The following is a 22301-nucleotide window of genomic DNA, read 5'->3' as shown; positions in this document are numbered from 1 at the left end:
GCCGCGCTATTCATCGATCCGGAAACCGGTGTCCTTGACGATCTTTGCCCAGTCCTTCTCGGATTGATTGCTGATGCGCACGAATTCCGCCCGGTCCTTGCCGGTCGGTTCGAGGCCCATCACGCGGAATTTATCCTGCACGTCGGCTTGGGCGACCGCCTCCACGATGGCCTTGCTCATTCTGTCGACGATGGGCCGCGGGGTGCCGGCCGGCATCCACGCCCCGTACATGCTGTTCACGCTCAGGTCGTAGCCGGCTTCCTTCAGCGTGGGCAGGTCGGGCGCGCTGGGCGTGCGCTGTTCGGAGGCCACGGCCAGGATGCGTACCTGCCCGGCCTGGTGCAGCTTGTAGACGCTGGGCAGCGCCAGCGTCGCGGCGGGGATCTGGTTGCCGATCAGGTCCGAGATCATCTGCGTCGTGCTCTTGTACGGAATCAGCATGTTGTTGACGCCGATGACCCGGCCGAATTCCAGGCCCAGCAAGTGCGCGGGACTGCCCGCGGCTTCGTTGCCGAACTGCGCGCGCGAGGGGTTCTTCTTCAGCCAGTCGGCGTATTCGGCCATCGTCTTGTACGGCGCGTCGACCGGCACGGTGATGCAGACGTTGCTGTTGGCGATGTGCGCCACGGGTTCGAAATCCGACAGGTGGTAGGTGGTCTTGGTGAAGATCATGGGGAAGATCGCCATGACGGAGAACGTGCCGACCATCAGCGTCTTGCCGTCGGGCGCCGAGTGCTTGAGCGCGTCGACCGCGATGCGCGAGCCGGCGCCCACCTTGTTTTCCACATAGACCGGGACGCCCAGCGACGCGCTCATCTTTTCCGCCAGGATGCGCGCGATCGTATCGCCGCTGTTGCCCGGGCTGTATCCCACGATGATACGGATGGGGCCTTTTACGTCCTCGGCCGCGCGGCTGCCCGCCGGCAATGCCAGGCCGGCCAGGATGGCGACGGCAAGCGCCCGGCGCAGGGCGCTGAAACGGCTTTTCATGTCTGTCTCCTCTTCTTCGTTATCCATGCAGGCCGCGTCGTGGCGGCTTGCGGAATCAGGACCGCTGCATATTCCCCCGGTGCACGTCCTCCACTTGCATGATTTCCTGTTCCCGCCATGGCGTCATGTTGAACACCGTGAAGATGGACTGCGCGCGTTCATCGTCCGCCAGCAAGGCCTTGCGATTGGCCGCGGAGCCCAATACCGGCGAATGCGCCTGCAGCAGGATGTTGTCTTCGTCGCCGCTGACTTCGGCCCAGTGCGGCATATTCGGCGCGATGATGTTGAAGTCGCCTTCGCGGCAGGCGAAGCCGGCCTCGGACGTGAATATGTTGATGTCGCCCTTGATGGGAATGTGCAGCTGCTCGGCATCGTGGATGTGCGGCGCGGAATGGTAGCCGCCCTTGCGGCGGGCGATCGTCATGTTGTGCTCCAGGCCGTGAATGCACTTGGATGTCAGCTTGCCCGCCGCCGCCGGGCCGATGGCGCCGCCGTGCACGCTGGTGGCCAGGCTGTCGGCGCGGGCCAGCAGCGGCCCTTCGGTGGGCGGATCATTGCGGGCTTCGGCTTCCTTGGCGTATTTGTCCGATAGCCAGACGACGTGCGGGTAGGCTTGCTGGGGCCGGGCGCCGTCGATCAGGGCCCCCGCGCCCTTGGCGTCGCCGGCCAGCGGCGGGCAATTGGACTCATAGAACGTACAGGGGGCGTCCGACCGGTTCCACATCCAATGGGGTTTCATCTTGGGCACCCGGATGGCGTCGCCCGCCTTCAGGTGATACGCGGCGCCGTCGATATACACCCATATTTCGCCTTCGGCCACGTAGTTCAGCTGTTCGCTGGCGTGGATCTGCGGCGCCGGGTGATAGCCCGGCTGACAAACGGCGACCGCCAGCGACACCTTGGCGCCGTGCGCCATGCGCATGTCGATACGCGCGCTATCCGCCGCATCGGCGCGGGAGGGATTTTCCGCCGCGTAATAATTGGGCAGGTCCGCGCGGTTGAGGATTTGCGGCATCGTCGTCTCCGTTATTCGTGGAATACCGAATGGTGGAACGGATGGCCGCCCTGTTCCAATGAAAAGTGGGCGGCCGCGATATTACCGTTTGGTAATGAGGAGGAGGAACATGGATATCGATGCTTTCTGGCGCGGCAGCCTGAAGCTGCGCCATCTGCGGCTGCTGATCGCGCTGGACGATCACCGCCACGTCAGCCGCGTGGCGGCCGTGCTGCACCTGACGCAGCCGGCCGTCTCGAAGGCCCTGGCCGAGATCGAGGACGGCGTGGGGCTGAAACTGTTCGAGCGCACGCCGCGCGGCATCATGCCGACGAGCTATGGCGAATGCCTGATCCACCATGCGCGCCGCATCGATATCGATTTGTCCCGCGCCCGCGACGGCCTGAAATCGCTGGCGCTGGGCACCTCGGGCAGCGTGTCGATCGGCACCTTGCCGGCCGCGGCGTCCGTCCTGCTGCCGCGCGCGCTGGCGATGTTCAAGAAGCAATTGCCCGATGCATCCGCCGTGGTGCGGGAAGGCAGCTTCGATACGCTGCTGCCCGAACTGCGCACGCGCGGCATACACCTGGTGGTGGGCACGCTGATGCCTTCGCGCAGCCATGGCGATCTGGACGAAAAGCCCCTGGGCACCAAGCCGCTGACGCTGGTGGCGCGCAACCACCACCCCCTGGCGCGGCGCAAGCGCCTATCGTGGGCCAATCTGCGGGACTGGGAATGGGTGCTGCCCACCATGGGATCGCCCATGCGGCAGCCGCTGGAGGAAGTGTTCCTGGCCCACGATGTACCGCTGCCCCGGCATTGCCTGGAAACGACCTCCACGCAGCTGGTGCGCACTTACGTCTCCATGACCGACGCCATCGCCTTCATGCCCAGCGACGCCGCGTATTATTTCGACGAAGCGGGGCTGCTGCGCGCGCTGCCTTTCCATCTGCACGGCCTGGTCAAGCCGACCGGCGTGATCTGGAGCCGGGACCATCCGCTGGACCCAGTCGCCCGGCGTTTCATCGCCTGCCTGGAGGCCGCCAGCAAGGTGGCGGACCCGGCGCAAGGTGTCGCGGGCGCTCGGGGCGCCAGCGCGGGGGCATGACGACGGGTGCTAGTCGGGGCAGTAAGGGACGGCAGTTCGTCCGGCTTGTCCGATTGCATCTTGGGCAGCGCCCCAGGATGGATGTGCGGCGATCGCTTCGGTTGCTCCGCGGTGAGCTGGCCCTTCGCGCCGGCGTAGAAGGCAAGCAGGACGACCGGCGCGTTGCCCGATCGGCCGTGATGCACGGTGCCGACCATTTCAGGCAGCACGTCGCCCGTGCGGCGGCGCGGCGTGCGCCGTAATTTCCCGTGTCCTGGTTTTTCCCGACGCCACGCCCCCGGCGCGGCGTCGCGGCGGGGCCCTGAGCGTCAGTCCTGCAGCTTGATGTGCGTTTCCTCGATCACCTTGGCGAACTTGGCCGTTTCCTCACGCCGGAAGGTGTCGAACTCCTGCCGCGAGGACGGTGCCGGTTCGGCGCCCTGGTCCTTCAGCGCCTGCAGCAGGCGGGGATCCTTCATGGCGGCAAGCGCTGCCTGGTTGAGCTTGTCCAGCACGGGCGCCGGCGTGCCGCCCGGCGCGAACATGCCGAACCAGTTGACCACTTCATAGCCCGCCAGCTGCGGCGTTTCGGCGAGCGCCGGCACGTCGGGCAAGGCTTCGAGGCGATGCGCGGACGTCACGGCGATGGGGCGCACCTGCCCGCTCTTGATGAAAGGCATGGCCGCGGCGACGCTGGTGAAGGTCATGGTCACGTGCTGCGCGACGACGTCGGCGATCTGCTGCGCCGCGCCCTTGTAGGGAATGTGGCGCACGTCGATGCCGGCCATGCGATTCAGCAGCTCGCCGGACACATGCTGCAGATTGCCGATGCCGCTGGACGAGAAGGTCAGCTTGCCGGGCTGCGACTTCGCATAGGCCAGCAGTTCCGCCGTCGTTTTCACGGGCACCGAGGGGTTGACCACCAGCACGTTGGGGATGCGCGCGACCAGCGTCACGGAGGCCAGCTCCCGCGACGGATCGAACAACATCTTTTCCTTGTACAGCGAGGGATTCACCACGATCTCGCCGGCCGCCGACAACAGGATGGTGTAGCCGTCGGGCTTGGCCTTGGAGACGTAGTTGGCGCCGATCATGCCGCTGGCGCCGGGCTTGTTCTCGACGATGATGGACTGGTCCAGCGTGTCGTGCAGGCGTTCGGCCATCAGCCGCGCGATCAGGTCGACGCCGCCGCCGGCGGTGTAGGGCACGATCAGCCGCACGGGCATGGACGGATAGCTGTCGGCGGCACGGGCGGGCAGGTGTGTGGCCAGCAGCGCGGCGGCGATGCCCAGCGCGGCGCGCAGGCGTAGGGTCAGGTGTTTCATCGTGGGTCTCCTCACGTTTTCTGGGTCATGGCGATGCGGGTGGATCGTGCGCTCGTCCTCGAGGCCGCACCGCCACGCCGCGGTTTTTCCGGCTTACCGGCGGTTCGTTCAAGGCATGGGCTTTCCCGGCGGCGCATTGCGAAACACCATGCAGACCGGGCTGCCCGTTTCCGCCGCCGTTCCCGCCCGCGCCAGTTCGCCGCTTTCCGGATCGACATGGAAGGCGACGATGGTGTCGCTGTCCTCGTTGGCCGCGTACAGGAAGCGGCCCGAAGGATCCAGGGTAAAAAAGCGGGGCGTGCGTCCGCCCGTCGCGTGGGCACGGACGAAGCGCAGGCGTCCGCTGGCGGCATCGACGGCGAATTGCGCGATGCTGTCGTCGCCGCGGTTGGAGGCATACACGAAGCGCCCGCGCGCGTCGACCGCGATGGCCGCGGCGCGGCTGTTGCCGGTGTAGCTGTCCGGCAGCGTGGGCAGCACCTGGAAAGGCGCCAGGGCGCCCGTGGCGGGGTCGTGGCGATACGCCGTCACGCTGGAGTCCAGCTCGTTCACCGCATAGGCATAAGGCGCGGCCGGATGGAAGGCGATATGGCGCGGGCCGGCCCCTTCGCGCGTGGCCACGGCGGCGGCGGGTGCCGGCGTCAGGCGGCCATCCTGGAAGCGGAAACTGAAGATGCGGTCCAGTCCCTTGTCCGGCACGATCACGTGGCGCCCCGTGGGATCGAAGGGATTGAAGTGCGGCTTGGCATGCTTCTGCTCGATGCGGTGCGGGCCGGGTTCGCCCGGTAGCGCAACTTGCTGGCTGACGGGCAGCAGCGCGCCGTCGTCGGCCAGCGGCAGCACCGCCAGTGCGCCGCTCAGGTGGTTCGATACGATGATGTGGCGGCCGTCGGGCGCCACCGCCAGGTGCACGGGATTGCGGCCTTCGGTGCCGCGCCGGTTCAGGAAGGCCAGCCGGCCGCTGTCCGGATCGATGCGGAAGGCGCTGATATCGCTGGCGTCGCCGTGCACGGCATACAGTACCCGGCCGCCGGGGCCCAGGGCCAGGTAGGAGGGATTGACCAGCCCGTCGAGTTCCTGCACCAGGCTCAGCGCGCCGGTCGAGGCGTCCCGGCGCCACGCCGTGATACCGCGTCCGCGCGCATTGCGTTCGCGCGACGTACGGCAGCCCACATAGACATCGGCCTTCATGCCAGCGCCTCCTTGCCCAAGGTCATCTTGCGCACCACATAGGGCAGCACGCCGCCGTGCGCCAGGTAGCGGATCTCCTGTTCCGCGTCCAGGCGCAGCGAGACCCGCAGGTCCTGCCGCGCGCCGTCGGCGCGGTGCAAGCGCAGCGTCAGCGTGTTGTCGCCCACTGCCAGGGCGTCCAGGCCCAGCAGGTCGAAGCTTTCGGTGCCGTCCAGTCCCAGCTGTTGCGCGTGGTCGTCGCCCGTGAACACCAGCGGCAGCACACCCATGCCGATCAGGTTGCTGCGATGGATGCGCTCGAAGCTGCGCGCCACGACGGCGCGCACGCCCAGCAGCGCCTGCGCCTTGGCGGCCCAGTCGCGGCTGGAACCGGCGCCGTAGTTCCAGCCGGCGAACACCAGCAGCGGGATGCCGCGTCCGGCATAGGTGGCGGCGGCGTCGTAGACGGGCAGGACTTCGCGCCGGTCGGCATCCCAGGCCCAGGCGCCCGCGCCGCCCCGCTCGCCGACCAGTTGGTTGTTGACGGCCTTGTTGGTATAGGCGCCGCGCAGCATGACTTCATGGTTGCTGCGGCGGGTGGAGTATTGGTTCAGGTCCTGCGTCGCTTCGCCGCGGGCCAGCAGCCATTTGCCCGCCGCGCTGGCGGCCGGGATGGTCCCGGCCGGCGAGATATGGTCGGTCGTGACGTTGTCGCCGAACACCAGCAGCGCGCGGGCGCCGCGCAGCGCGGCCAGCGGCGGCGCTTGCCGCGCGACGGATTCCAGGTACCGTGGGCGGCGCAGGTAGGTGGAGTCCGGATCCCAGCCGTAGCGCACGCTGGACGGCGCCGACAGGGCCTGCCATTGCGGCGTGCCCGCCCATACGGTGGCGACGCGCCGCTGGAATAACGCCGGCCGCAGCACCTGCGACGCCAGCGCGGCGACCTCCTCGTCGCTGGGCAGCAGGTCGCGCAGCCACACCGGCCGGCCGGACGTATCGGTGCCCAGCGGCTCGTGTTCCAGGTCGATGCGGATATTGCCGGCGATCGCATAGGCCACGACCAGCGCGGGGGATGCCAGGTAGCCCGCGGGCAGCTTGGGATTGACCCGGCCCTCGAAATTGCGGTTGCCCGACAGCACGGCCACGCCGCGCAAGCCCTGGTCCACCATGGCATCGGCCGTGGCCGCCAGGCCGCCGGAATTGCCGATACAGGTCATGCAACCGAAGCCGACCAGGCCGAAGCCCAGTGCCTCCAGATCCTGAAGCAGTCCCGCTTCGGCCAGGTAGTCGCCGACCGTGCGCGAACCCGGGGACAGGGAAGTCTTGACCCAGGGCTTGCGCCGCAGGCCGCGTTCGCGCGCGCGGCGCGCCAGTAGCCCCGCCTGCAACATCAGCAGGGGGTTGGCGGTGTTGGTGCAGCTGGTGATCGCCGCCACCAGTACGGCGCCGTCCGTCGGGCGCTCTGCGGGCACGGGCACGCCGCCGTCCGCTGGCACGGCCTTGTCTTGCGCCACACCCAGGCGTTCGGTGAAGGAAGCGCCGGCGCGCGCCAGCGGCTGACGCTCGTGCGGCTGGTGCGGTCCGGCCACGCTGCGCTGCACGGTGGCCAGGTCCAGCGGGATGACGGCGTCGAAGCGCGGTTCCGGCATATCGTCGCGGCGCCACAGGCCCTGCACCTGCAGGTAGGCGCGCACACGTTCGCGCTGGTCGTCGCTGCGTCCCGACAGGGCGAGAAAGCGCATGGCTTCATCGTCGAAGGGAAAGAACATGACCGTGGCGCCGTATTCCGGCGCCATGTTGGCGACGGTGGCGCGCGCGGCCCAGTCCAGCGTGGACAGGCCCGGTCCGAAGAACTCCACGAATTTGCCGACCACGCCATGCGCGCGCAGGATCTCCGCCAGGGTCAGCGCCAGGTCGGTGGCCGTGACGCCAGGCGGCAGGCGGTTGCTCAGCCGCACACCGACCACTTCGGGATAGGCGATGGGTACCGGTTCGCCCAGCAGCGCGGCCTGGCTTTCCAGGCCGCCTATGCCCCAGGCCAGTACGCCGATGCCGTTGATCATCGGGGTGTGGCTGTCGGTGGCCACCATATCGTCCGGGTGCAGCAGGGGCTGGCCGTCGTCGGTGCGCGCGGCGCATACGACCTCGGCCAGCGCCTCCATATTCATCTGGTGGATGATGCCCGTGCCCGGCGGGATCACCTTGAAGTTCGCCAGGCTCTGTTCCGCCCAGCGGATGAAACGATAGCGTTCGCCGTTGCGGCGAAAATCGATGTCCAGGTTGGCCTGCACGGCGCCGGGCTCGTCGTAGTGCTCCACGATGACGGAATGGTCGATGGTCAGCACGGCGGGAATCAGCGGATTGACGCGGCCCGGATCGCCGCCCAGTTCCGCCACGGCGTCGCGCATGCCGGCGAAGTCGGCCAGCGCCGGCAGGCAGGTCGTATCGTGGAACATCAGGCGGTTGGGATAGAACGGCACCTCGCAGGCCGGGCCGCGGCCCGTGGCGCGGGCCAGCACCGACGGCAGGGCGTCGGGCTGGCAGCGCGCGACGTTTTCGATCAGCAGGCGCACCGAATAGGGCAGGGCGGCCAGGCTGTCGGCGGGCAGCAGGCGGCGCAGCGCGACATAGGCGTAGTCCTGCCCATTGACGGAAAGATGGTCTAGCGAGGCGGGATCGGGCTGGTTCATGGAGAGCACGCAATCGGCAAGCCCGCGCGGACGCCGGATGCGGCGCGCGGCATGGACGCATCGTAAGCGCCGCGCGCGGCGATGAAAATTGCTGTTTTGACTAGCGAACGTTTCCCAACCGAGAACGCTGAGGCCGCGTCTGTCGTGTCAGGCGCGCAGATAACCCACCAGAGACCGAGCCGTCGGCGGGAGCGTTTCCATATTGCGCACGCCAATCAGCAGGTTCCGCTTCGCCCAAGGTTCCGCCAGCGTCAGGGCGCGCAGCTTGCCGCCGCGCAGGTAGGGCGCGGCCACCGCGCGCGGCAGCACCGCGATGCCCAATTGCGCCGCCACCAGCTTGCACATGCAGTCGAAACCGCTGATGCGTATGCGCGGGCGCAGGGGCTTGCCACGCTTCTTGGCTTCGGCCGTCAGCAAGGCATGCACGGAGCTGTCCAGGTGCGGGCCGACGAATTCGTGGTCCAGCAGGGTGTCGAAACGCACTTTCTGCCGTTGTGCCAGCACGTGGGACGCAGGCACCACGGCCACCAGTTCGTCCTGCCGGTAAGGAAACAGCTGCAGGCCGTGTGATGGCGTCTGTTCCGCGAAAATGCCCAGGTCGGCATGGCCATCGGCCACCGCGCGCACCACGGCCGTGCCGACGCGTTCCTCGATATCGAACTTGATCTGCGGGTAGTCGTTGGCGAAGCGCTCGATATCGCCCGGCAGGAACTGCGCCAGCGCCGACGTAATGGCATGGATGCGCACATGGCCCTTGACGCCGGCCGCGTAGCCGGACAATTCTTCCTCCATCAGCGACAGGGTGTGCTGCATCTGCCGCGCGTAGTGCAGCAGGGATTGGCCCGCGGGGGTAAGATCCACCCCGCGCGCATAGCGCACCAGCAGGGGCGACCCGGCCTGGGCTTCCAGTTCGGCGATGCGTTTGCTGATGGCCGACACCGCCAGATGTTTGCGCCGCGCGGCCTTGGTCAGGTTTTTTTCCTCCGCCACGGTGGTGAACAAATCCAGGCTGGTCAGGTCGTAGCGCATGGTCGGGGGTATCCGCGGGGCTATCCATGGTGGGCGGCAGCAAGCCGGTTTGCGCGTACGCGCGCGTACGGGCGCATAATTACGCGACTTTCTCATAACTCAGGTGGGATTTCACGACCGCAGCGATGAAAGCGCAACCGCTAAGATTCGATCGCACCGTCATCGACGATGTCCTGGCCGGCAGGAAGGTCCAGACTCGCCGCATCCTGAAGCCCCAGCCGCCCGACAACACCGCCGGATGGCTGCGGGAAATCGGCCCCGCCGGCAAATGGATCGCCGTCGAAGAGCCGCCGCCCCCGCCGTCCCGCCGGCGCGTCCGGCGCATGATCTGCCCCTATGGCGAACCGGGACAGTCGATCCGGGTGTATGACGAGACCGGGACCGCCTTCGCGGAGGTCACCCTGGTCGGCGTGCGCATCCAGCGCTTGCAGGACATCAGCGAAGCCGATGTCATCGCGGAAGGCTGCGCCGAAGGCCAGAGCGGCCGCGGGGGCTTCCTGCCCGGCATGCCCCTGAAATCGGTGTTCGCGCTGGCGTGGTGCGAAATGCATGGCGCGCGCGCCTGGGCGGTGAATCCGTGGGTGTGGGCGCTGGAATTCAGGGTATCGCAGGCCTTGCCGTTTTCGCGGCAGGCGGGGCCGCGACAGGACGACCCCGCGCTTCGAAGTGCGCCGCAAGAAAGTCCATGAAGGTGCGCACCCGCGCCGACAGATGGCGGCGGCTGGGGTAGTAGGCGTACAGGTCCGCCGTCGGCAGCGTATAGGCGGGCAGCAGGCGGCGCAGCCGCCCGGTCTCCAGGTATTTGGCCAGGTCCCATTCCGAGCGGACCAGGATGCCGTGTCCGTCCAGGGCCCAGCCCAGCACGATATCGCCGTCGTTGCTGGCCAGTGCGCCACTGACTTTCACGGCCTGGGTTTCCCGGTTGCGCGTAAAACGCCAGACGCCATAGGCCTCGTCGTTCTGCCGGTGGATGATGCAGCGGTGCGCCGCCAGGTCTGCGGGCCGCTGCGGCGTCCCGTGGCGCGCCAGGTAGGCCGGCGACGCGCACAGGAAACGCCGGTTGGTCAGCAGGCGGCGCGCGCTGAGCCGGCTGTCCGGGGGCGTGCCGAAGCGCACGGCCAGGTCCAGGCCCTGTTCCACCAGGTCCACCGGGCGGTCGGTCACCTCCAGCCTGACCTCGACGTCCGGGTGCAGCCGCGCGTAGTCCGAGACCAGCGGCGCGATCACGGTACGGCCGAAACCCAGGGTGGCATTGACCCGCAGCACGCCACGCGGTTCGGCGCGGCTGCTGGTGACCTGGTCTTCCATTTCCCGGATATCCGCCAGGATGCGGCTGGCGTGCCGCAGATAGGTTTCGCCTTCGCTGGTCAGGCCGACCCGGCGGGTGGTGCGGTTGACCAGGCGTACCCCCAGGCGCTGCTCCAGCTGCGCCAGCCGCTTGGTCGCGGCCGGCGGGGTCATGTCCATCTCCCGCGCGGTGGCGGACAGGTTGCCGTGCTTGGCCAGCAGGACAAAAAACATGAGCTCGGAGGCGGTATCGGTCTTCATGGATTTATTCACTTTAAGTGAATAATAATTTTTCCCAGGGTGTATGGAAAGACCGCCGTGTTTCGTTAACCTGTGCGCTATGCCCTCACCCTGCCGTCCGCGTCGCGGGCCGCCCCAGGAGACTCCCTTGAAAATCGTCGAAATCCGCGAGCAGACCAAGCCCATCAGTTCCCCGATCCGCAATGCCTACATCGATTTCAGCAAGATGACGCTGAGCCTGGTCGCCGTGGTGACGGACGTGATACGGGATGGCAAGCCCGTGGTGGGATACGGTTTCAACTCCAACGGCCGCTACGGGCAGGGCATGCTGATGCGCGAACGCTTCATCCCGCGTGTGCTGTCGGCCGATCCGGAGACGCTGCTGGACGAGACAGGCCAGAACCTGGATCCGCACAAGATCTGGGATCGCATGTTCATCAACGAAAAGCCCGGTGGGCATGGCGAGCGGTCGGTCGCCATGGGGACGCTGGACATGGCGGTGTGGGACGCCGTCGCCAAGATCGCCGGCAAGCCTCTGTTCCAGCTGCTGGCCGAACGGTACGGCACTGGGCAACCCAACCGCAAGGTGTTCGTGTATGCCGCCGGCGGGTATTACTACCCCGGGCAGGATCTCGAAAAACTGAAGGACGAGATGCGCGGCTACCTGGACCGCGGGTATACCGTCGTCAAGAAGAAAATCGGCGGGGGCTCGCTGGACGAGGACCTGCGCCGCATCGACGCCGTGCTGAGCGTGCTGAAGGACGGGCAGCGGCTATGCGTGGACGCAAACGGGCGCTTCGACCTGAAGACGGCGATCGCGTATGCGAAGGCCTTGTCGCAGTATGACCTGTTCTGGTACGAGGAAGCGGGCGATCCGCTGGACTATGCCTTGCAGGCGGAACTGGCCCAGCATTACGAAAAGCCCATGGCGACAGGCGAGAACCTGTTCTCCATGCAGGACGCGCGCAACCTGATCCGCTACGGCGGCATGCGGCCGGACCGCGACTGGCTGCAGTTCGACTGCGCATTGAGCTACGGGCTGGTGGAATACCTGCGCACCCTGGACATGCTGAAGGAAAACGGCTGGTCGCCGAGCCGTTGCATCCCGCATGGCGGGCACCAGATGTCGCTGAATATCGCGGCGGGGCTGGGGCTGGGGGGGAACGAATCGTATCCGGACCTGTTCCAGCCTTATGGGGGCTTTCCGGATGGCGTGCGCGTGGAGAACAGCCATATCACCATGCCGGATCTGCCCGGTATCGGCTTCGAAGGCAAGGCGGACCTGTATGCGGAGATGCGTGCCTTGTCGGCCTAGCCGCGCCCGTGTCGACTAGGCCATGATGTGCACGCCGCCGTCGATATAGACGGTTTCGCCCGTGAGCCGCCTGGCGTAGGGCGAGGCCAGGAAGGCGCAGGTGAACCCGACGTCCATGATGTCGACCAGTTCCCCCAGCGGCGCGCGCCGCTCGGCCTCCGTCAGCATCACATCGAAGTTCTTCAGGCCCGAGGCCGCGCGTGTCTTCAGCGGGCCGGGAGACACCGGATGCACCCGGATGCCCTTGGGACCCAGTTCGTACGCGAGATAGCGCGCGCAGGCCTCCAGGGCGGCCTTCACCGGGCCCATGACGTTGTAGTTGGGCACCACCCGGTTCGCCCCGTAGTAGCTCATGGTGAACATCGTGCCGCCGTCCTTCATCAAGGGCGCGGCCAGCCGAGCCATCCGGACGAAGGAATGGCAGGAGATGTCCATGGCTTGCGCGAAGCCCTCCGCCGAGCAATCCAGCAGGCCGCCCTGCAAGTCCGCCTTGGGCGCCCAGGCAGCCGAATGGACAAGGATATCCAGGCGGCCCCAGTCCTTTTCAATGCGCGCGAATACGGCTTCCAGGTCGCCGGGCCGGGTGAAGTCCAGGGGCATGAATATCGGCGCGTCCAGGTCGTGCGCGATCGGCTCCACATACGCCTTGGCTTTTTCGCCGGCGTAGGTAATGGCCAGTTCGGCGCCGAGTTCGTGAAAGGCCTTGGCGCAGCCGTAGGCGATGGAATGCGCGTTAGCGATGCCGCATACCAGGGCCTTGGCGTCTTTCAGAATGCGACGGGGATGGTCTTCGGTCATGATGGCGCCCTCGGGGTGTCCGGACCGGTAACCGGCTCGGCCGCGCGCTCGCCTCGGGCCACCCTTAGCGTATGGCGCGCGATCATCAGTTCCTCGTTGGTGGGAATCACCCACACGGATACCGGGCTCGACGATGCGCTGATGCGCGGCCCATGCGTGCCATTGGACGCATCGTCCAGCTGCACGCCCAGCCACCTGGCATCGCGGCAGACGCGTTCGCGTATGGCCGGCGCGTGTTCGCCGATGCCAGCGGTAAAGACCAGGGTGTCGATGCCGCCGGCCGCGGCGGCCAGGGAGCCGAGTTCGCGCCCGATGCGGTAGACATACAGGTCGATCGCGAAACGCGCCCGATCGTCGTCGCTGGCGAGCAGGGCGCGCATGTCGCTCGATATGCCCGACACCCCCAGCAGTCCGGACTGCTTGTAGATCAAGGTCTCCACCGCGCGCGTATCCATGCCCAGTTCATCCATCAGGTAAAGGATGACGCCGGGATCCAGCGTGCCGCTGCGCGTGCCCATGGGCAGGCCGTCCACGGCGGTGAAGCCCATGGTACTGGCCACGCTGCGGCCGTTCACCAGCGCGCACATGCTGCTGCCGTTGCCCAGGTGCGCGACGACCGCGCGGCCGCGGGCGCCTTGCACATCGAAGCGCGGCAGCGCACCGGCGATGTATTCATAGGACAGGCCGTGAAAGCCATAGCGCCGCACGCCGCGCTCCGTGATCGATGGGGGCAGGGCGAAGGCCTGGGCCACGTCGGGCTGGGCACGGTGAAACGCGGTATCGAAGCACGCGACCTGGGGCAGGTCCGGGCGCACGCGCGCCACCGCCTCGATGGGCTTGAGGTTGTGCGGCTGGTGCAGGGGGGCCAGCGGGGTCAGCCTGGAGAGCGCGGCGATCACTTCCGGCGTGACCGGTACCGCGTCGGCGTATCGCTCACCGCCGTGAACGACACGGTGGCCCACCGCTACGAGCCGGTGGTTGCCTTTGTGGCCGCGCAGGAAATCCACCAGCCACGCCACGGCGCCGTCGTGCTCCAGCGCCGGTTTGCCAGCCCAGTCCTGCGACGCGATCTCCTTGCCATCGGCGTCCTGGGCGGTCAAGCGCGCCTGGACGTAAAGACCGGCGACCTGTCCGCGCAGCAGCAATGGCAATGACGCGTGGGCGGCATCGAAGGCGCTGAACTTGATGCTGGACGAGCCAGCATTGAGCACGAGGATGACGTCGGCCATGCTTCACCCCAGGACCTTGGCGCCTTCGCGGCGCGCCTGCGCCACCAGCACCGCGACGGCGCACGAGGCCAGGCGGGTGATCACCGAATCGGCCCGGCTGGTCAGGATGATGGGCACGCGCGCGCCCAGCACGATGCCGGCGGCGTCCGCCCCGGCCAGGAACGACAGGCTCTTGGCCAGCATGTTGCCCGCCTCCAGATCCGGCGCCATCAGCACGTTGGCGCGTCCCGCCACGGGGGACGCGATCTTCTTGATCCGTGCGGCTTCGGGGTCGATGGCGTTGTCCAGGGCGAGCGGTCCGTCGACCAGCGCGCCGGTAATCTGCCCACGATCCACCATCTTGCACAGCGCGGCTGCCTCCACCGTGGAAGGCACCTTCGCGCTGACGGTTTCCATGGCGGAAAGTATGGCAACACGCACCTCGCTTATCCGCAGGGCGTGCGCGAAGTCGATCGCGTTCTGCAGAATGTCGGCCTTCTCTTCGAGGGTCGGCGCGATGTTCACGGCTGCATCGGTGATGATCAGCGCCTCGTCGCGGCCGGGCACGTCCATGACGAAACAGTGGCTGATGCGGCGCGCGGTGCGCAGGCCGGCATCGCGGCTGACCACGGCGGCCATCAGTTCATCCGTATGCAGGCTGCCCTTCATCAGGGCCTCGGCCCTGCCTTCCCTGACCAGGGCCACGGCGGCGGCCGCGGCGGCGGTGCTGTGGGGCGCGTCGACGATCTCCAGCCCGGCGATATCGATTCCGGCGCTGTCGGCGGCGCCTCGTATGCGTTCGAGCGGGCCTGCCAGGATGGGTATGATCAGCCCCATCTTGCCGGCCTGCACCGCGCCCTCCAGCGACGATGGATCGCAAGGATGCACGACCGCGGTCGGCGTCGGCGGGATGGCCTTGCAGTAGTCGATCAGGCGCTGGTACTTCGCGTGTTCCGATTGCATAGTGTCTCCGCCGAGTCGGGCAAGTGTCAGGCGGACTTGAGCTTGGCCTGCCGGCGGCCCGGCCGGGCAGGCCGGCCGCGGGCCGCGGTCTTGTTCGGCGCCTTGCCTTTCGTCAGCTTGTTGCCCGGCAGTACCTGGCGGATCCGGTCGAGCATCGCGATCTGCGCGTCGCTGCTGGTCAGGCCGCGGACCCGTTCATCGGCCATGAGTTTCGCCACCAGCGACAGGAAGCGCTTGCGGTCGGCGGGATCGCGCAGCAGCTCCGGCAGGGTCTCGACCGCCCGATCCTTGTCGTATTGCGCGACGATTTCCTGCTGGCCGCGTATGGTGCGCCATGCGTGCAGCGAAATACGCGGCAGATATTCCGCATACTCGGTCGCCAGCTCGTGGCGCAGCTCCAGCCGGGACAAGGGCATGGGCTGGTCCTGTCGGCGCATCAGCGCCGCGACGCGCGCAAGCGCTTCCACGTAGCCGCCTTCGGCGATGGCCTCCAAGGCCACGCGGACGAAGGGCAGGTCGCGCGGATCCACGGCGGCGTCGCCGCGGGCCATGCCGTCCGGCTTGTCGCCGGCAAGATAGCGTGAATGAACGTTGCCATAGGTCGTGAAGAAGGCGGCTTCAGTCATGGCGTCGCGGGTATCCCGGAAGTAGTCCAGCGCCGCGCCGAACAGCCCGGCACCGTTGCGTTCGGCGCGCCGCAAGGGGTCGTCGTCCGGGAGGGCCTGGCGGTTTTGCCTGACCGCCTGCGCCGCGGGGGCCAGCCACCACAGCCAGGGATTCAGGTTCGAGAGGGCCCAGTTCTGTACCCGCAAGGGATGCAGTTCCCGCAGGCGCCGCGCGGTGTAGTCGTTGGACATGGCCTGCACCCACGGCTGCGCGAACAAGGTATAGCCTTGCTGCAGGAAGTCCGAGACCATCGCCACCGCCTCGAACGGCTTCTCGTCGATGCGCTGGAAGCGGTTGAGCCGCGCCGCGACCTCTTCCAGGCGGTACTCCTGGAATTCGACTTCATACGTGACGTTGCCTTCCTTGTCGTGGCGATCCGTTATCGTCATGCCATACAGGCCGGGCGGTAGCGACTCGATGGTCTTCAGCACCGATACGATCTGCGCATGTTCCTTCTTCGCCACCTTGCCCGAGACGAAGATGCCCAGGTGCCCGACGCTTTCGTGCAGCAGCCCGACGATTACCTGCCCGCGGCTTTTTATTTCCTCCGTGCTGCCATACACGTCGACGACCCAATTGAAGGCCTGTTGCGGCGGCGTGATGTTGTCTCCCATCGAGGCGAAAAGGACGATGGGCGTCTTGATGGCGCGCAGATCCAGGCTTTCGCCATCCTGCTTGATGTCGCCTTTCCAGAGCTTGTTGCCGATGAAAAGATTATGGGTGATCCACTCGATCTCTTCGCGGTTCATCAGGTAGAAGCCGCCCCACCAGCGCTCGAATTCGAGGAAGCGCGGCGGTTCGGTGTCCGCCTGGTCATAGACGTGGTAGTACTTTTCCCACAGGCTGTTGGCGGGGTTCAGGTTCTCGAAATTCTGTACCAGCCAGGCACCGTCGAACTTGCCATTGCCCATGTCCGCCAGCAGGGACGCCATCCAGCTTCCGCCCAGCATGCCCCCGGCATAGCGCATCGGGTTGTCGCCTTCACCATCGCTCCACGCACCGCCCCAGTAGGACATCGGTGCGCCATTGATCACGATGGGCCCCGTATCGTCGGGCCCCGCGGCCGCCAGCATCATGGCCGCCCATCCGCCCTGGCAGTTGCCGACCAGGGCTGGCTTGGGCGCGTCGGGATGCAGGGCGTGCACCTTCTGCACGAATATCCGCTCGGCGCGGCACACGTCCTGCAGCGTCTGGCCAGGCTCGGGGTCGCGAAAGAACACGACGAAGTAGACGGGATGTCCCGCGCGCAGCGCGACACCCACCTGGGAGTCGTCCTTGAAGCCGCCGATGCCCGGCCCATGGCCGGCGCGCGGATCGATGATGATGTAGGGGCGTTGCCGGTCATGGATGACGACGCCCTCGGGCGCCTTGATGCGCAGCAAGGCGTAGTTCACCGGGCGCTCAAAAGTGCGTCCGTCGGCGACGATCTCATGATCGAAATGCAGGACGGGCTTCAGACCCTCGGCAGCGTTGGCAACGAAGTTGTTGCCGCGCTGCCGCAGGGTGTCCCAGAACAGGATCGAGCGCTGCATCGCGTCGACCGCATAGCCGTACCAGCCGATGGGACTCATCGCGGCGGCCGCGTCGCCGGCGGCCTGCCCGTCGCCGGTCCCCCCGGCGGTCTGGCGCATCCGCGTGGCGTATCGCTCGTTCGCCGTCTGCAGCCGCTTTTGCAAAACCAGGGCAGCCTTGGTGCAGACGTCATGGCTGCGCGCGAGTTGGGATCCTGCGTCCACGGCGTGAACCTCCTTTGGGGGCATTGCTCCGGCTACGCGGCTGACCCACCGGACTGCGGTCTGGAGGAGCGGGGACGATTACCAGCGGTATGTCACTTCAGATGGTAGAGAGCCGGATGCCGCGCTGCAAGATCGCGATGGATGGTACGTAGCAAAGAGGTATGTTTAAGGATGAAAGGCGGCGCCCGGGGGGTGATCCTTTGGCGCGCCGTCTTTCCAAACGGCCGCGGGGCGCGAAGAATAGCCGGATGGGCATGCGATCCCTCCTGGATCGCCAGGAGGAACCGTTATGGCCACGCTGCTGATCAATCACGTGCACGACAGTACCTCCGACGAGGACGTCCGCAACTTCCTGTTGAAGTACGGTTTTCCGCCCTTCGATCGCATCCAGCGCATCGCAGGGGATGGATCGCGCCCCGCCGTGCTGGTCACGTTCGACGACAGCAGCGTGGCGGCGCTGCGCAACCTCGTGCCGCGCATCCATCAGATGTACTGGAACAATCACACCATCACCGCGATGGTGCTCAACGAGCCGCCGCACGTGTAGCGCGGCGCCGCTTGCTCACGGGGTGGCCCCGCAGGGCGACGATCGGAGCCTCACTACGGTGTGGCCCCGCGGGCTGACGACCGGAACCTCGCCCGGCCGGCCGATGGGCGGCGGGTGTCCGGGCGGGTTGGCCCGGCCGGTGTCGTCAGGCATCGCCTCCCGCGGCGTCCCTGTCCAGGTACCACAGCAGCTGTCCTTGCGGCCGCACACGTCCCGATGGGACATCGGGGTCGTGGGCACGCGCGCGGCTCACCGCGGATCTTTTCTTATCGCCGGCAGCCAGGAAGACCACCACGGCGGCGCTATCGAGCGCGGGCAAGGTCAGCGATATGCGAGCCTCGGGCTTGATGCCCGCCACCGCCACCGTCCAATCCCGCGTTTCCTCCACGTGCGGCGTACCGGGAAACAGCGACGCCGTGTGCCCGTCATCGCCGATCCCCAGCAGATTCACATCGAACAATGGCCGCCCTTCCTCCAGCCGTGCCGACCCGTAGTACTCGCGCAGCAGATCCGCATAGCGGGCCGCCGCCGATTCCGGCGTGCCGTCGGTCGGCACCGGGTGCACATTGGCCGGCGGGATGGGCACGTGGTCGATCATCGCCTGCCGCGCCATCAGGTAGTTGCTGCGCGGATCGTCGTAAGGCACGAAGCGTTCGTCGCCCCAGAACAGGTGCACCCGCGACCAATCGATGCGGCGCGCGCGTTCCGGGTCGGCTAGCAGCGCATATAAGGGCTGCGGCGTGCTGCCCCCGGACAGCGCCAGCGCGAACCGTCCTTCGCAGGCCGCGATACGCGCCGTCAGCCAGTCGGCTAGATGGACGACCAGACTGTCCGTGTTCTCGAAAATGCAGACTTGTTCCTTCTTCATCGATACCTCCTCGGCGCCGCGCGCCAGGCCCCCGGGCAGGGCGTACATGCACTAAGTGCCCGGCAAAATAAAGCGATGCACGGCGGCCGCCAGTCCATCGTCGGCGTTGCCGGCGGTGGTTACCGTGGCCCGCGCCCGCACCTGCGCCGATGCCTGCCCCATGGCGATGGAAAAACCGGCCCGCTCGAACATCGGCACATCGTTGTCGCCGTCGCCGATCACAGCCGTCTCGGCCAGCGGGATGCCCAGGTGGCGCGCCAGGGCTGCCACGGCATCGCCCTTGTTGGCGCGCGCATGGTTGACATCCAGGTAGTAGACCTGCGAGCGGGACGCGTGCGCATCCGGCGCGATGCGCGGATTGAGTTCCTGCTCCAGCCGTACCAGCCCCGCCGCGTCGGCGCTGGCCGCGACGATCTTGCCGATGCGGTCCAGATAGGGTTCGAAGCTGGTCACCAGGGTGCCGTCGAAGCCCAGCGTATGCCGTTCCAGCGGTACATAAGGGCCATGCGGGTCGCGCAGCAGCCATTGGTCGTCGGCGAATACCCAGGTCTCCACCGGCGCGCGGGCGAAGAGATCCAGCGCGACGCGTGCGTTGGAGGAAGACAGGGGATGCGATTCGATGACATGGCCGTCGGCATCGACGATGGCGCCGCCGTTGAACGCGGCGGTAGGGGTGTCCAGTTCCAGCATGCGGACCAGCGTCCGCATGCCGCGCGGGGGCCGGCTGCTGACCAGCGTGAAGGCCACGCCGGCGCCGCGCAGCGCCCGGATCGCGGCGATGGTGGCGCTGCTGATCTGCTTGTCCGGGCGGACCAGCGTACCGTCGACGTCCGACACCAGCAGGCGGATGCCGGACGCCGGCGCGGCGCCGCCTATTCCAGGCTGTGCCATGCGCGTCCATCCCGCCGCAGCAGTTCGTCCGCGGCGTCGGGGCCGTCCGAACCGGCCGCGTAAAGATGGACGTCCGTGCAGCCTTCCCATGCATCCAGGAAGGGCTGCACCGCACGCCAGCCGTTCTCGATGTTGTCGGCCCGCTGGAACAGCGTCTGGTCGCCGATCATGCAGTCGTAGAGCAGCGTTTCATAGCCCGTGGACGGCTGCATCTTGAAGAAATCGGAATAGGCGAAGCCCATCTGGATGTTGTCGATCTCCAGCGTGGTCCCCGGTTTTTTGGCCTGGAAATCGAACCACATGCCTTCGTCGGGCTGGATCTGGATGATCAGGTAGTTGGGCCGCATGCGGTGCACATGCGTATCGCGGAAGGGCGACATCGGCGCGGGCTTGAAGCAGATGGCGATCTGCGTATTGCGCACGGCCAGGCGCTTGCCGGTGCGCAGGTAGAAGGGCACGCCGGCCCAGCGCCAGTTGTCTACCCACAGCTTGAGGGCGACATAGGTTTCCGTGCAGCTGTCCGGCGCCACGCGGTTTTCCTCGCGGTAGCCCGGGACGCGGGTGCCGTTGACTTCCCCGGTGGCATATTGGCCGCGCACCGAATTGCGCCGCGCCTCGTCGGCCGACTGCGGCCGGATCGCGGCGACGACCTTGGCTTTCTCGCTGCGCACGGCGTCCGCGCCGAAGGCCGCCGGCGGTTCCATGGCGACCATGGCCAGCAGCTGGAACAGGTGGTTGGGCACCATGTCGCGCAGCGCGCCGGTGCGCTCGTAGAAGTTGCCGCGCTGCTCCACGCCCACGGTTTCGGCCGCGGTGATCTCGACGTGGTCCACGTAATGGTTGTTCCAGAACGCCTCGAACAGGCCGTTGGAGAAGCGGCTGACCAGGATGTTCTGCACCGTCTCCTTGCCCAGGTAGTGGTCGATGCGATAGACCTGGCGTTCGTCCATCACCGCCAGGATGCCGGCGTTCAGGTCCTGCGCGGTTTTCAGGTCGGAGCCGAAAGGCTTTTCCACCACGACCCGGCGGAACTGGTCGTCGCCTTCCTGCAGCAGGCCGGCATGCGCCAGCCGCGTGATCACCTCGCAGAAGAAGCGCGGCGCGGTCGCCAGGTAGAACACGGCATTGCGGGTGCCCGATGCCTGGATGCGCTCGGCGATGGCCTGGTAGGTGGAATCGTCCAGGAAGTCGCCTGTCAGGTAGGTGATGCGCTGGGCCAGGCGGCCCCACAGTTTGTCGTCTAGGGCGGGCTCGCTGCCTTCGACGTTGCTGCGCTTGGCGGACATTTCATGCATGAAGTCCGCCAGCTTGCCGCGGTATTCGTCGTCGCTGACCTTGTTGTGGTCCACGCCGATGATGTGCAGCGCGTCGCCCACCAGGCCGTCGCGCGTCAGGTTGTAGAGCGAGGGCACGAGCAGGCGCTTGACCAGGTCGCCATGCGCGCCGAACAGGAAAAGGTTGGCCGGCGGCGCCATCTGCGACCGCGGGGGGCGGTTTGTCGATTGCGCGGCCGTCATCACTTTTTCTCCTCGACGTGCCCGCCGAAGCCGAAGCGCATCGCCGACAGCATCTTGTCGCCGAAGGTTGCGTCCTGGCGCGAGCGGAAGCGGGCGAACAAGGCGCTGGCCAGCACCGGCGCGGGCACCGCCTGCTCGACGGCCGCGTCTATGGTCCAGCGCCCTTCGCCGCTATCGGCGACGTCGCCCGAAAAACCGGCCAGCTTGGGATCCTTGGCCAGTGCGATGGCGGTCAGGTCCAGCAGCCAGGACGACACCACGCTGCCGCGGCGCCAGACTTCGGCGACGTCGGCGACCTCGATGTTCAGCCGCTGGTCTTCCGGCAGCTGCTCCGATCCCTTGGTCTTCAGGATGTCGAAGCCTTCCGCGTAGGCTTGCATGATGCCGTATTCGATGCCGTTGTGGACCATCTTGACGAAATGGCCGGCGCCCGCGGGGCCGGCGTGGATATAGCCCTGCTCGGCGCGCGGATCGCGGCCTTCGCGGCCCGGGGTGCGCGGGATCTCGCCCAACCCGGGAGCCAGGCAGGCGAAGATCGGGTCCAGGTGCTTCACGAACTTGTCCTCGCCGCCGATCATCATGCAGTAGCCGCGTTCCAGGCCCCAGATGCCGCCGGACGTGCCGACGTCCACGTATCCGATCTGGCGAGCGGCCAGCGCCTTGGCGCGTCGGATATCGTCCTTGTACATGGTGTTGCCGCCGTCGATGATGATGTCGCCCGGCTCCATCAGTCCCGCCAGCGTATCGATCATGTGCTCGGTGACGGCGCCCGCCGGCAGCATGACCCAGACGGCGCGCGGCTTGGCCAGCTTGGCGATCAGGGCTTCGACGTTGTCCACGCCGGTCGCGCCTTCGGACTGCAATTCCTTGACCTTGTCCAGGCTGCGGTTGTACACGATGACCTCGTGCTTGTTCCGCATCAGTCGGCGGGCGATGTTGGCGCCCATGCGCCCAAGTCCAATCAATCCGAGTTGCATAGG

Annotated in this window: 19 protein-coding genes; 4 read left to right on the top strand and 15 right to left on the bottom strand. The window is 67.1% G+C overall.

Annotation, left to right across the window (positions count from 1 at the left end; genetic code table 11):
- Positions 1 to 6: 6 nt before the first annotated feature.
- Entirely contained in the window at positions 7 to 990 is a 984-nt protein-coding gene (locus AKI39_RS20195) for a Bug family tripartite tricarboxylate transporter substrate binding protein (protein WP_066640139.1), read from the bottom strand.
- A 55-nt stretch (positions 991 to 1045) separates the two neighbouring features.
- Positions 1046 to 2005: a cupin domain-containing protein gene (locus tag AKI39_RS20190; RefSeq protein WP_066640137.1), complete on the bottom strand. Its 960-nt coding sequence runs from the start codon at positions 2003 to 2005 to the stop codon at positions 1046 to 1048.
- A 109-nt stretch (positions 2006 to 2114) separates the two neighbouring features.
- On the opposite strand from AKI39_RS20190, the gene AKI39_RS20185 reads away from it, so the two are divergent.
- Entirely contained in the window at positions 2115 to 3092 is a 978-nt protein-coding gene (locus AKI39_RS20185; protein ID WP_066640135.1) for a LysR substrate-binding domain-containing protein, read from the top strand.
- 308 nt (positions 3093 to 3400) lie between these two features.
- On the opposite strand, the gene AKI39_RS20180 is transcribed toward AKI39_RS20185, so the two are convergent.
- The 4 genes from AKI39_RS20180 to AKI39_RS20165 form a co-directional block, all read right to left on the bottom strand.
- Positions 3401 to 4396 (bottom strand): Bug family tripartite tricarboxylate transporter substrate binding protein, encoded by a 996-nt coding sequence (locus AKI39_RS20180; RefSeq protein ID WP_235610686.1) that lies wholly within the window; start codon positions 4394 to 4396, stop codon positions 3401 to 3403.
- 108 nt (positions 4397 to 4504) lie between these two features.
- Positions 4505 to 5587, bottom strand: coding sequence for a lactonase family protein (locus AKI39_RS20175; RefSeq protein ID WP_066640133.1), 1083 nt, complete (start codon positions 5585 to 5587; stop codon positions 4505 to 4507).
- Positions 5584 to 8256 (bottom strand): aconitate hydratase AcnA, encoded by a 2673-nt coding sequence (acnA, locus tag AKI39_RS20170; protein ID WP_066640131.1) that lies wholly within the window; start codon positions 8254 to 8256, stop codon positions 5584 to 5586. The genes AKI39_RS20175 and acnA overlap by 4 nt, the downstream gene beginning before the upstream one ends.
- Before the next feature lie 147 nt (positions 8257 to 8403).
- Positions 8404 to 9285, bottom strand: a complete 882-nt coding sequence (locus AKI39_RS20165; protein ID WP_066640129.1) for a LysR family transcriptional regulator — start codon at positions 9283 to 9285, stop codon at positions 8404 to 8406.
- A gap of 125 nt (positions 9286 to 9410) precedes the next feature.
- On the opposite strand from AKI39_RS20165, the gene AKI39_RS25305 reads away from it, so the two are divergent.
- Complete coding sequence (locus tag AKI39_RS25305; protein WP_201258520.1) at positions 9411 to 9974, top strand: hypothetical protein; 564 nt, start codon at positions 9411 to 9413, stop codon at positions 9972 to 9974.
- Here AKI39_RS25305 and AKI39_RS20155 read toward each other — a convergent pair.
- Positions 9883 to 10833, bottom strand: coding sequence for a LysR family transcriptional regulator (locus AKI39_RS20155; RefSeq protein ID WP_066640123.1), 951 nt, complete (start codon positions 10831 to 10833; stop codon positions 9883 to 9885). The genes AKI39_RS25305 and AKI39_RS20155 overlap by 92 nt on opposite strands.
- Positions 10834 to 10960: 127 nt before the next feature.
- On the opposite strand from AKI39_RS20155, the gene AKI39_RS20150 reads away from it, so the two are divergent.
- A complete protein-coding gene (locus AKI39_RS20150) occupies positions 10961 to 12127 on the top strand; it encodes a mandelate racemase/muconate lactonizing enzyme family protein (RefSeq protein WP_066640120.1) in 1167 nt (388 codons plus the stop codon).
- 15 nt (positions 12128 to 12142) lie between these two features.
- On the opposite strand, the gene fabI is transcribed toward AKI39_RS20150, so the two are convergent.
- The 4 genes from fabI to AKI39_RS20130 are packed head-to-tail and all read right to left on the bottom strand — an operon-like array spanning position 12143 to position 17498.
- Positions 12143 to 12925 (bottom strand): enoyl-ACP reductase FabI, encoded by a 783-nt coding sequence (gene fabI, locus AKI39_RS20145; protein WP_066640117.1) that lies wholly within the window; start codon positions 12923 to 12925, stop codon positions 12143 to 12145.
- Positions 12922 to 14154, bottom strand: coding sequence for an acetate/propionate family kinase (locus AKI39_RS20140; RefSeq protein WP_066640113.1), 1233 nt, complete (start codon positions 14152 to 14154; stop codon positions 12922 to 12924). The genes fabI and AKI39_RS20140 overlap by 4 nt, the downstream gene beginning before the upstream one ends.
- 3 nt (positions 14155 to 14157) lie before the next feature.
- Positions 14158 to 15096 carry a phosphate acetyltransferase gene (locus AKI39_RS20135; RefSeq protein WP_066640110.1) on the bottom strand — a complete coding sequence of 313 codons (939 nt, stop codon included), beginning with the start codon at positions 15094 to 15096 and terminating at the stop codon, positions 14158 to 14160.
- Positions 15097 to 15122: 26 nt separating this feature from the next.
- Complete coding sequence (locus AKI39_RS20130; protein WP_066640108.1) at positions 15123 to 17498, bottom strand: DUF3141 domain-containing protein; 2376 nt, start codon at positions 17496 to 17498, stop codon at positions 15123 to 15125.
- A gap of 289 nt (positions 17499 to 17787) precedes the next feature.
- On the opposite strand from AKI39_RS20130, the gene AKI39_RS20125 reads away from it, so the two are divergent.
- On the top strand, positions 17788 to 18045 hold the full coding sequence (locus AKI39_RS20125) for an RNA-binding protein (protein ID WP_066640105.1): 258 nt from the start codon (positions 17788 to 17790) through the stop codon (positions 18043 to 18045).
- Between the two features lie 145 nt (positions 18046 to 18190).
- On the opposite strand, the gene pgl is transcribed toward AKI39_RS20125, so the two are convergent.
- The 4 genes from pgl to gnd are packed head-to-tail and all read right to left on the bottom strand — an operon-like array spanning position 18191 to position 22298.
- On the bottom strand, positions 18191 to 18913 hold the full coding sequence (gene pgl / locus AKI39_RS20120) for a 6-phosphogluconolactonase (RefSeq protein WP_066643433.1): 723 nt from the start codon (positions 18911 to 18913) through the stop codon (positions 18191 to 18193).
- A gap of 51 nt (positions 18914 to 18964) precedes the next feature.
- Entirely contained in the window at positions 18965 to 19804 is an 840-nt protein-coding gene (locus AKI39_RS20115; protein WP_066640102.1) for a Cof-type HAD-IIB family hydrolase, read from the bottom strand.
- Positions 19786 to 21321: a glucose-6-phosphate dehydrogenase gene (gene zwf / locus AKI39_RS20110; RefSeq protein ID WP_066640100.1), complete on the bottom strand. Its 1536-nt coding sequence runs from the start codon at positions 21319 to 21321 to the stop codon at positions 19786 to 19788. Before zwf ends, AKI39_RS20115 begins: the two co-directional genes overlap by 19 nt.
- A complete protein-coding gene (gnd, locus tag AKI39_RS20105; protein WP_066640097.1) occupies positions 21321 to 22298 on the bottom strand; it encodes a phosphogluconate dehydrogenase (NAD(+)-dependent, decarboxylating) in 978 nt (325 codons plus the stop codon). The genes zwf and gnd overlap by 1 nt, the downstream gene beginning before the upstream one ends.
- Positions 22299 to 22301 lie beyond the last annotated feature (3 nt).

Origin of the sequence: Bordetella sp. H567, assembly GCF_001704295.1 — a bacterium.
GTDB lineage: Bacteria > Pseudomonadota > Gammaproteobacteria > Burkholderiales > Burkholderiaceae_B > Bordetella_C.
This window is presented reverse-complemented; position numbering and strand designations above follow the sequence as displayed.

Excerpts from the sequence above, each read along its gene's own strand:
- AKI39_RS20195 (WP_066640139.1), bottom strand. The coding sequence starts at position 990 with ATGAAAAGCCGTTTCAGCGCCCTGCGCCGGGCGCTTGCCGTCGCCATC.
- AKI39_RS20190 (WP_066640137.1), bottom strand. The coding sequence starts at position 2,005 with ATGCCGCAAATCCTCAACCGCGCGGACCTGCCCAATTATTACGCGGCG.
- AKI39_RS20185 (WP_066640135.1), top strand. The coding sequence starts at position 2,115 with ATGGATATCGATGCTTTCTGGCGCGGCAGCCTGAAGCTGCGCCATCTG.
- AKI39_RS20180 (WP_235610686.1), bottom strand. The coding sequence starts at position 4,396 with ATGAAACACCTGACCCTACGCCTGCGCGCCGCGCTGGGCATCGCCGCC.
- AKI39_RS20175 (WP_066640133.1), bottom strand. The coding sequence starts at position 5,587 with ATGAAGGCCGATGTCTATGTGGGCTGCCGTACGTCGCGCGAACGCAAT.
- acnA (WP_066640131.1), bottom strand. The coding sequence starts at position 8,256 with ATGAACCAGCCCGATCCCGCCTCGCTAGACCATCTTTCCGTCAATGGG.
- AKI39_RS20165 (WP_066640129.1), bottom strand. The coding sequence starts at position 9,285 with ATGCGCTACGACCTGACCAGCCTGGATTTGTTCACCACCGTGGCGGAG.
- AKI39_RS25305 (WP_201258520.1), top strand. The coding sequence starts at position 9,411 with ATGAAAGCGCAACCGCTAAGATTCGATCGCACCGTCATCGACGATGTC.
- AKI39_RS20155 (WP_066640123.1), bottom strand. The coding sequence starts at position 10,833 with ATGAAGACCGATACCGCCTCCGAGCTCATGTTTTTTGTCCTGCTGGCC.
- fabI (WP_066640117.1), bottom strand. The coding sequence starts at position 12,925 with ATGACCGAAGACCATCCCCGTCGCATTCTGAAAGACGCCAAGGCCCTG.
- AKI39_RS20140 (WP_066640113.1), bottom strand. The coding sequence starts at position 14,154 with ATGGCCGACGTCATCCTCGTGCTCAATGCTGGCTCGTCCAGCATCAAG.
- AKI39_RS20135 (WP_066640110.1), bottom strand. The coding sequence starts at position 15,096 with ATGCAATCGGAACACGCGAAGTACCAGCGCCTGATCGACTACTGCAAG.
- AKI39_RS20125 (WP_066640105.1), top strand. The coding sequence starts at position 17,788 with ATGGCCACGCTGCTGATCAATCACGTGCACGACAGTACCTCCGACGAG.
- pgl (WP_066643433.1), bottom strand. The coding sequence starts at position 18,913 with ATGAAGAAGGAACAAGTCTGCATTTTCGAGAACACGGACAGTCTGGTC.
- AKI39_RS20115 (WP_066640102.1), bottom strand. The coding sequence starts at position 19,804 with ATGGCACAGCCTGGAATAGGCGGCGCCGCGCCGGCGTCCGGCATCCGC.
- zwf (WP_066640100.1), bottom strand. The coding sequence starts at position 21,321 with ATGACGGCCGCGCAATCGACAAACCGCCCCCCGCGGTCGCAGATGGCG.
- gnd (WP_066640097.1), bottom strand. The coding sequence starts at position 22,298 with ATGCAACTCGGATTGATTGGACTTGGGCGCATGGGCGCCAACATCGCC.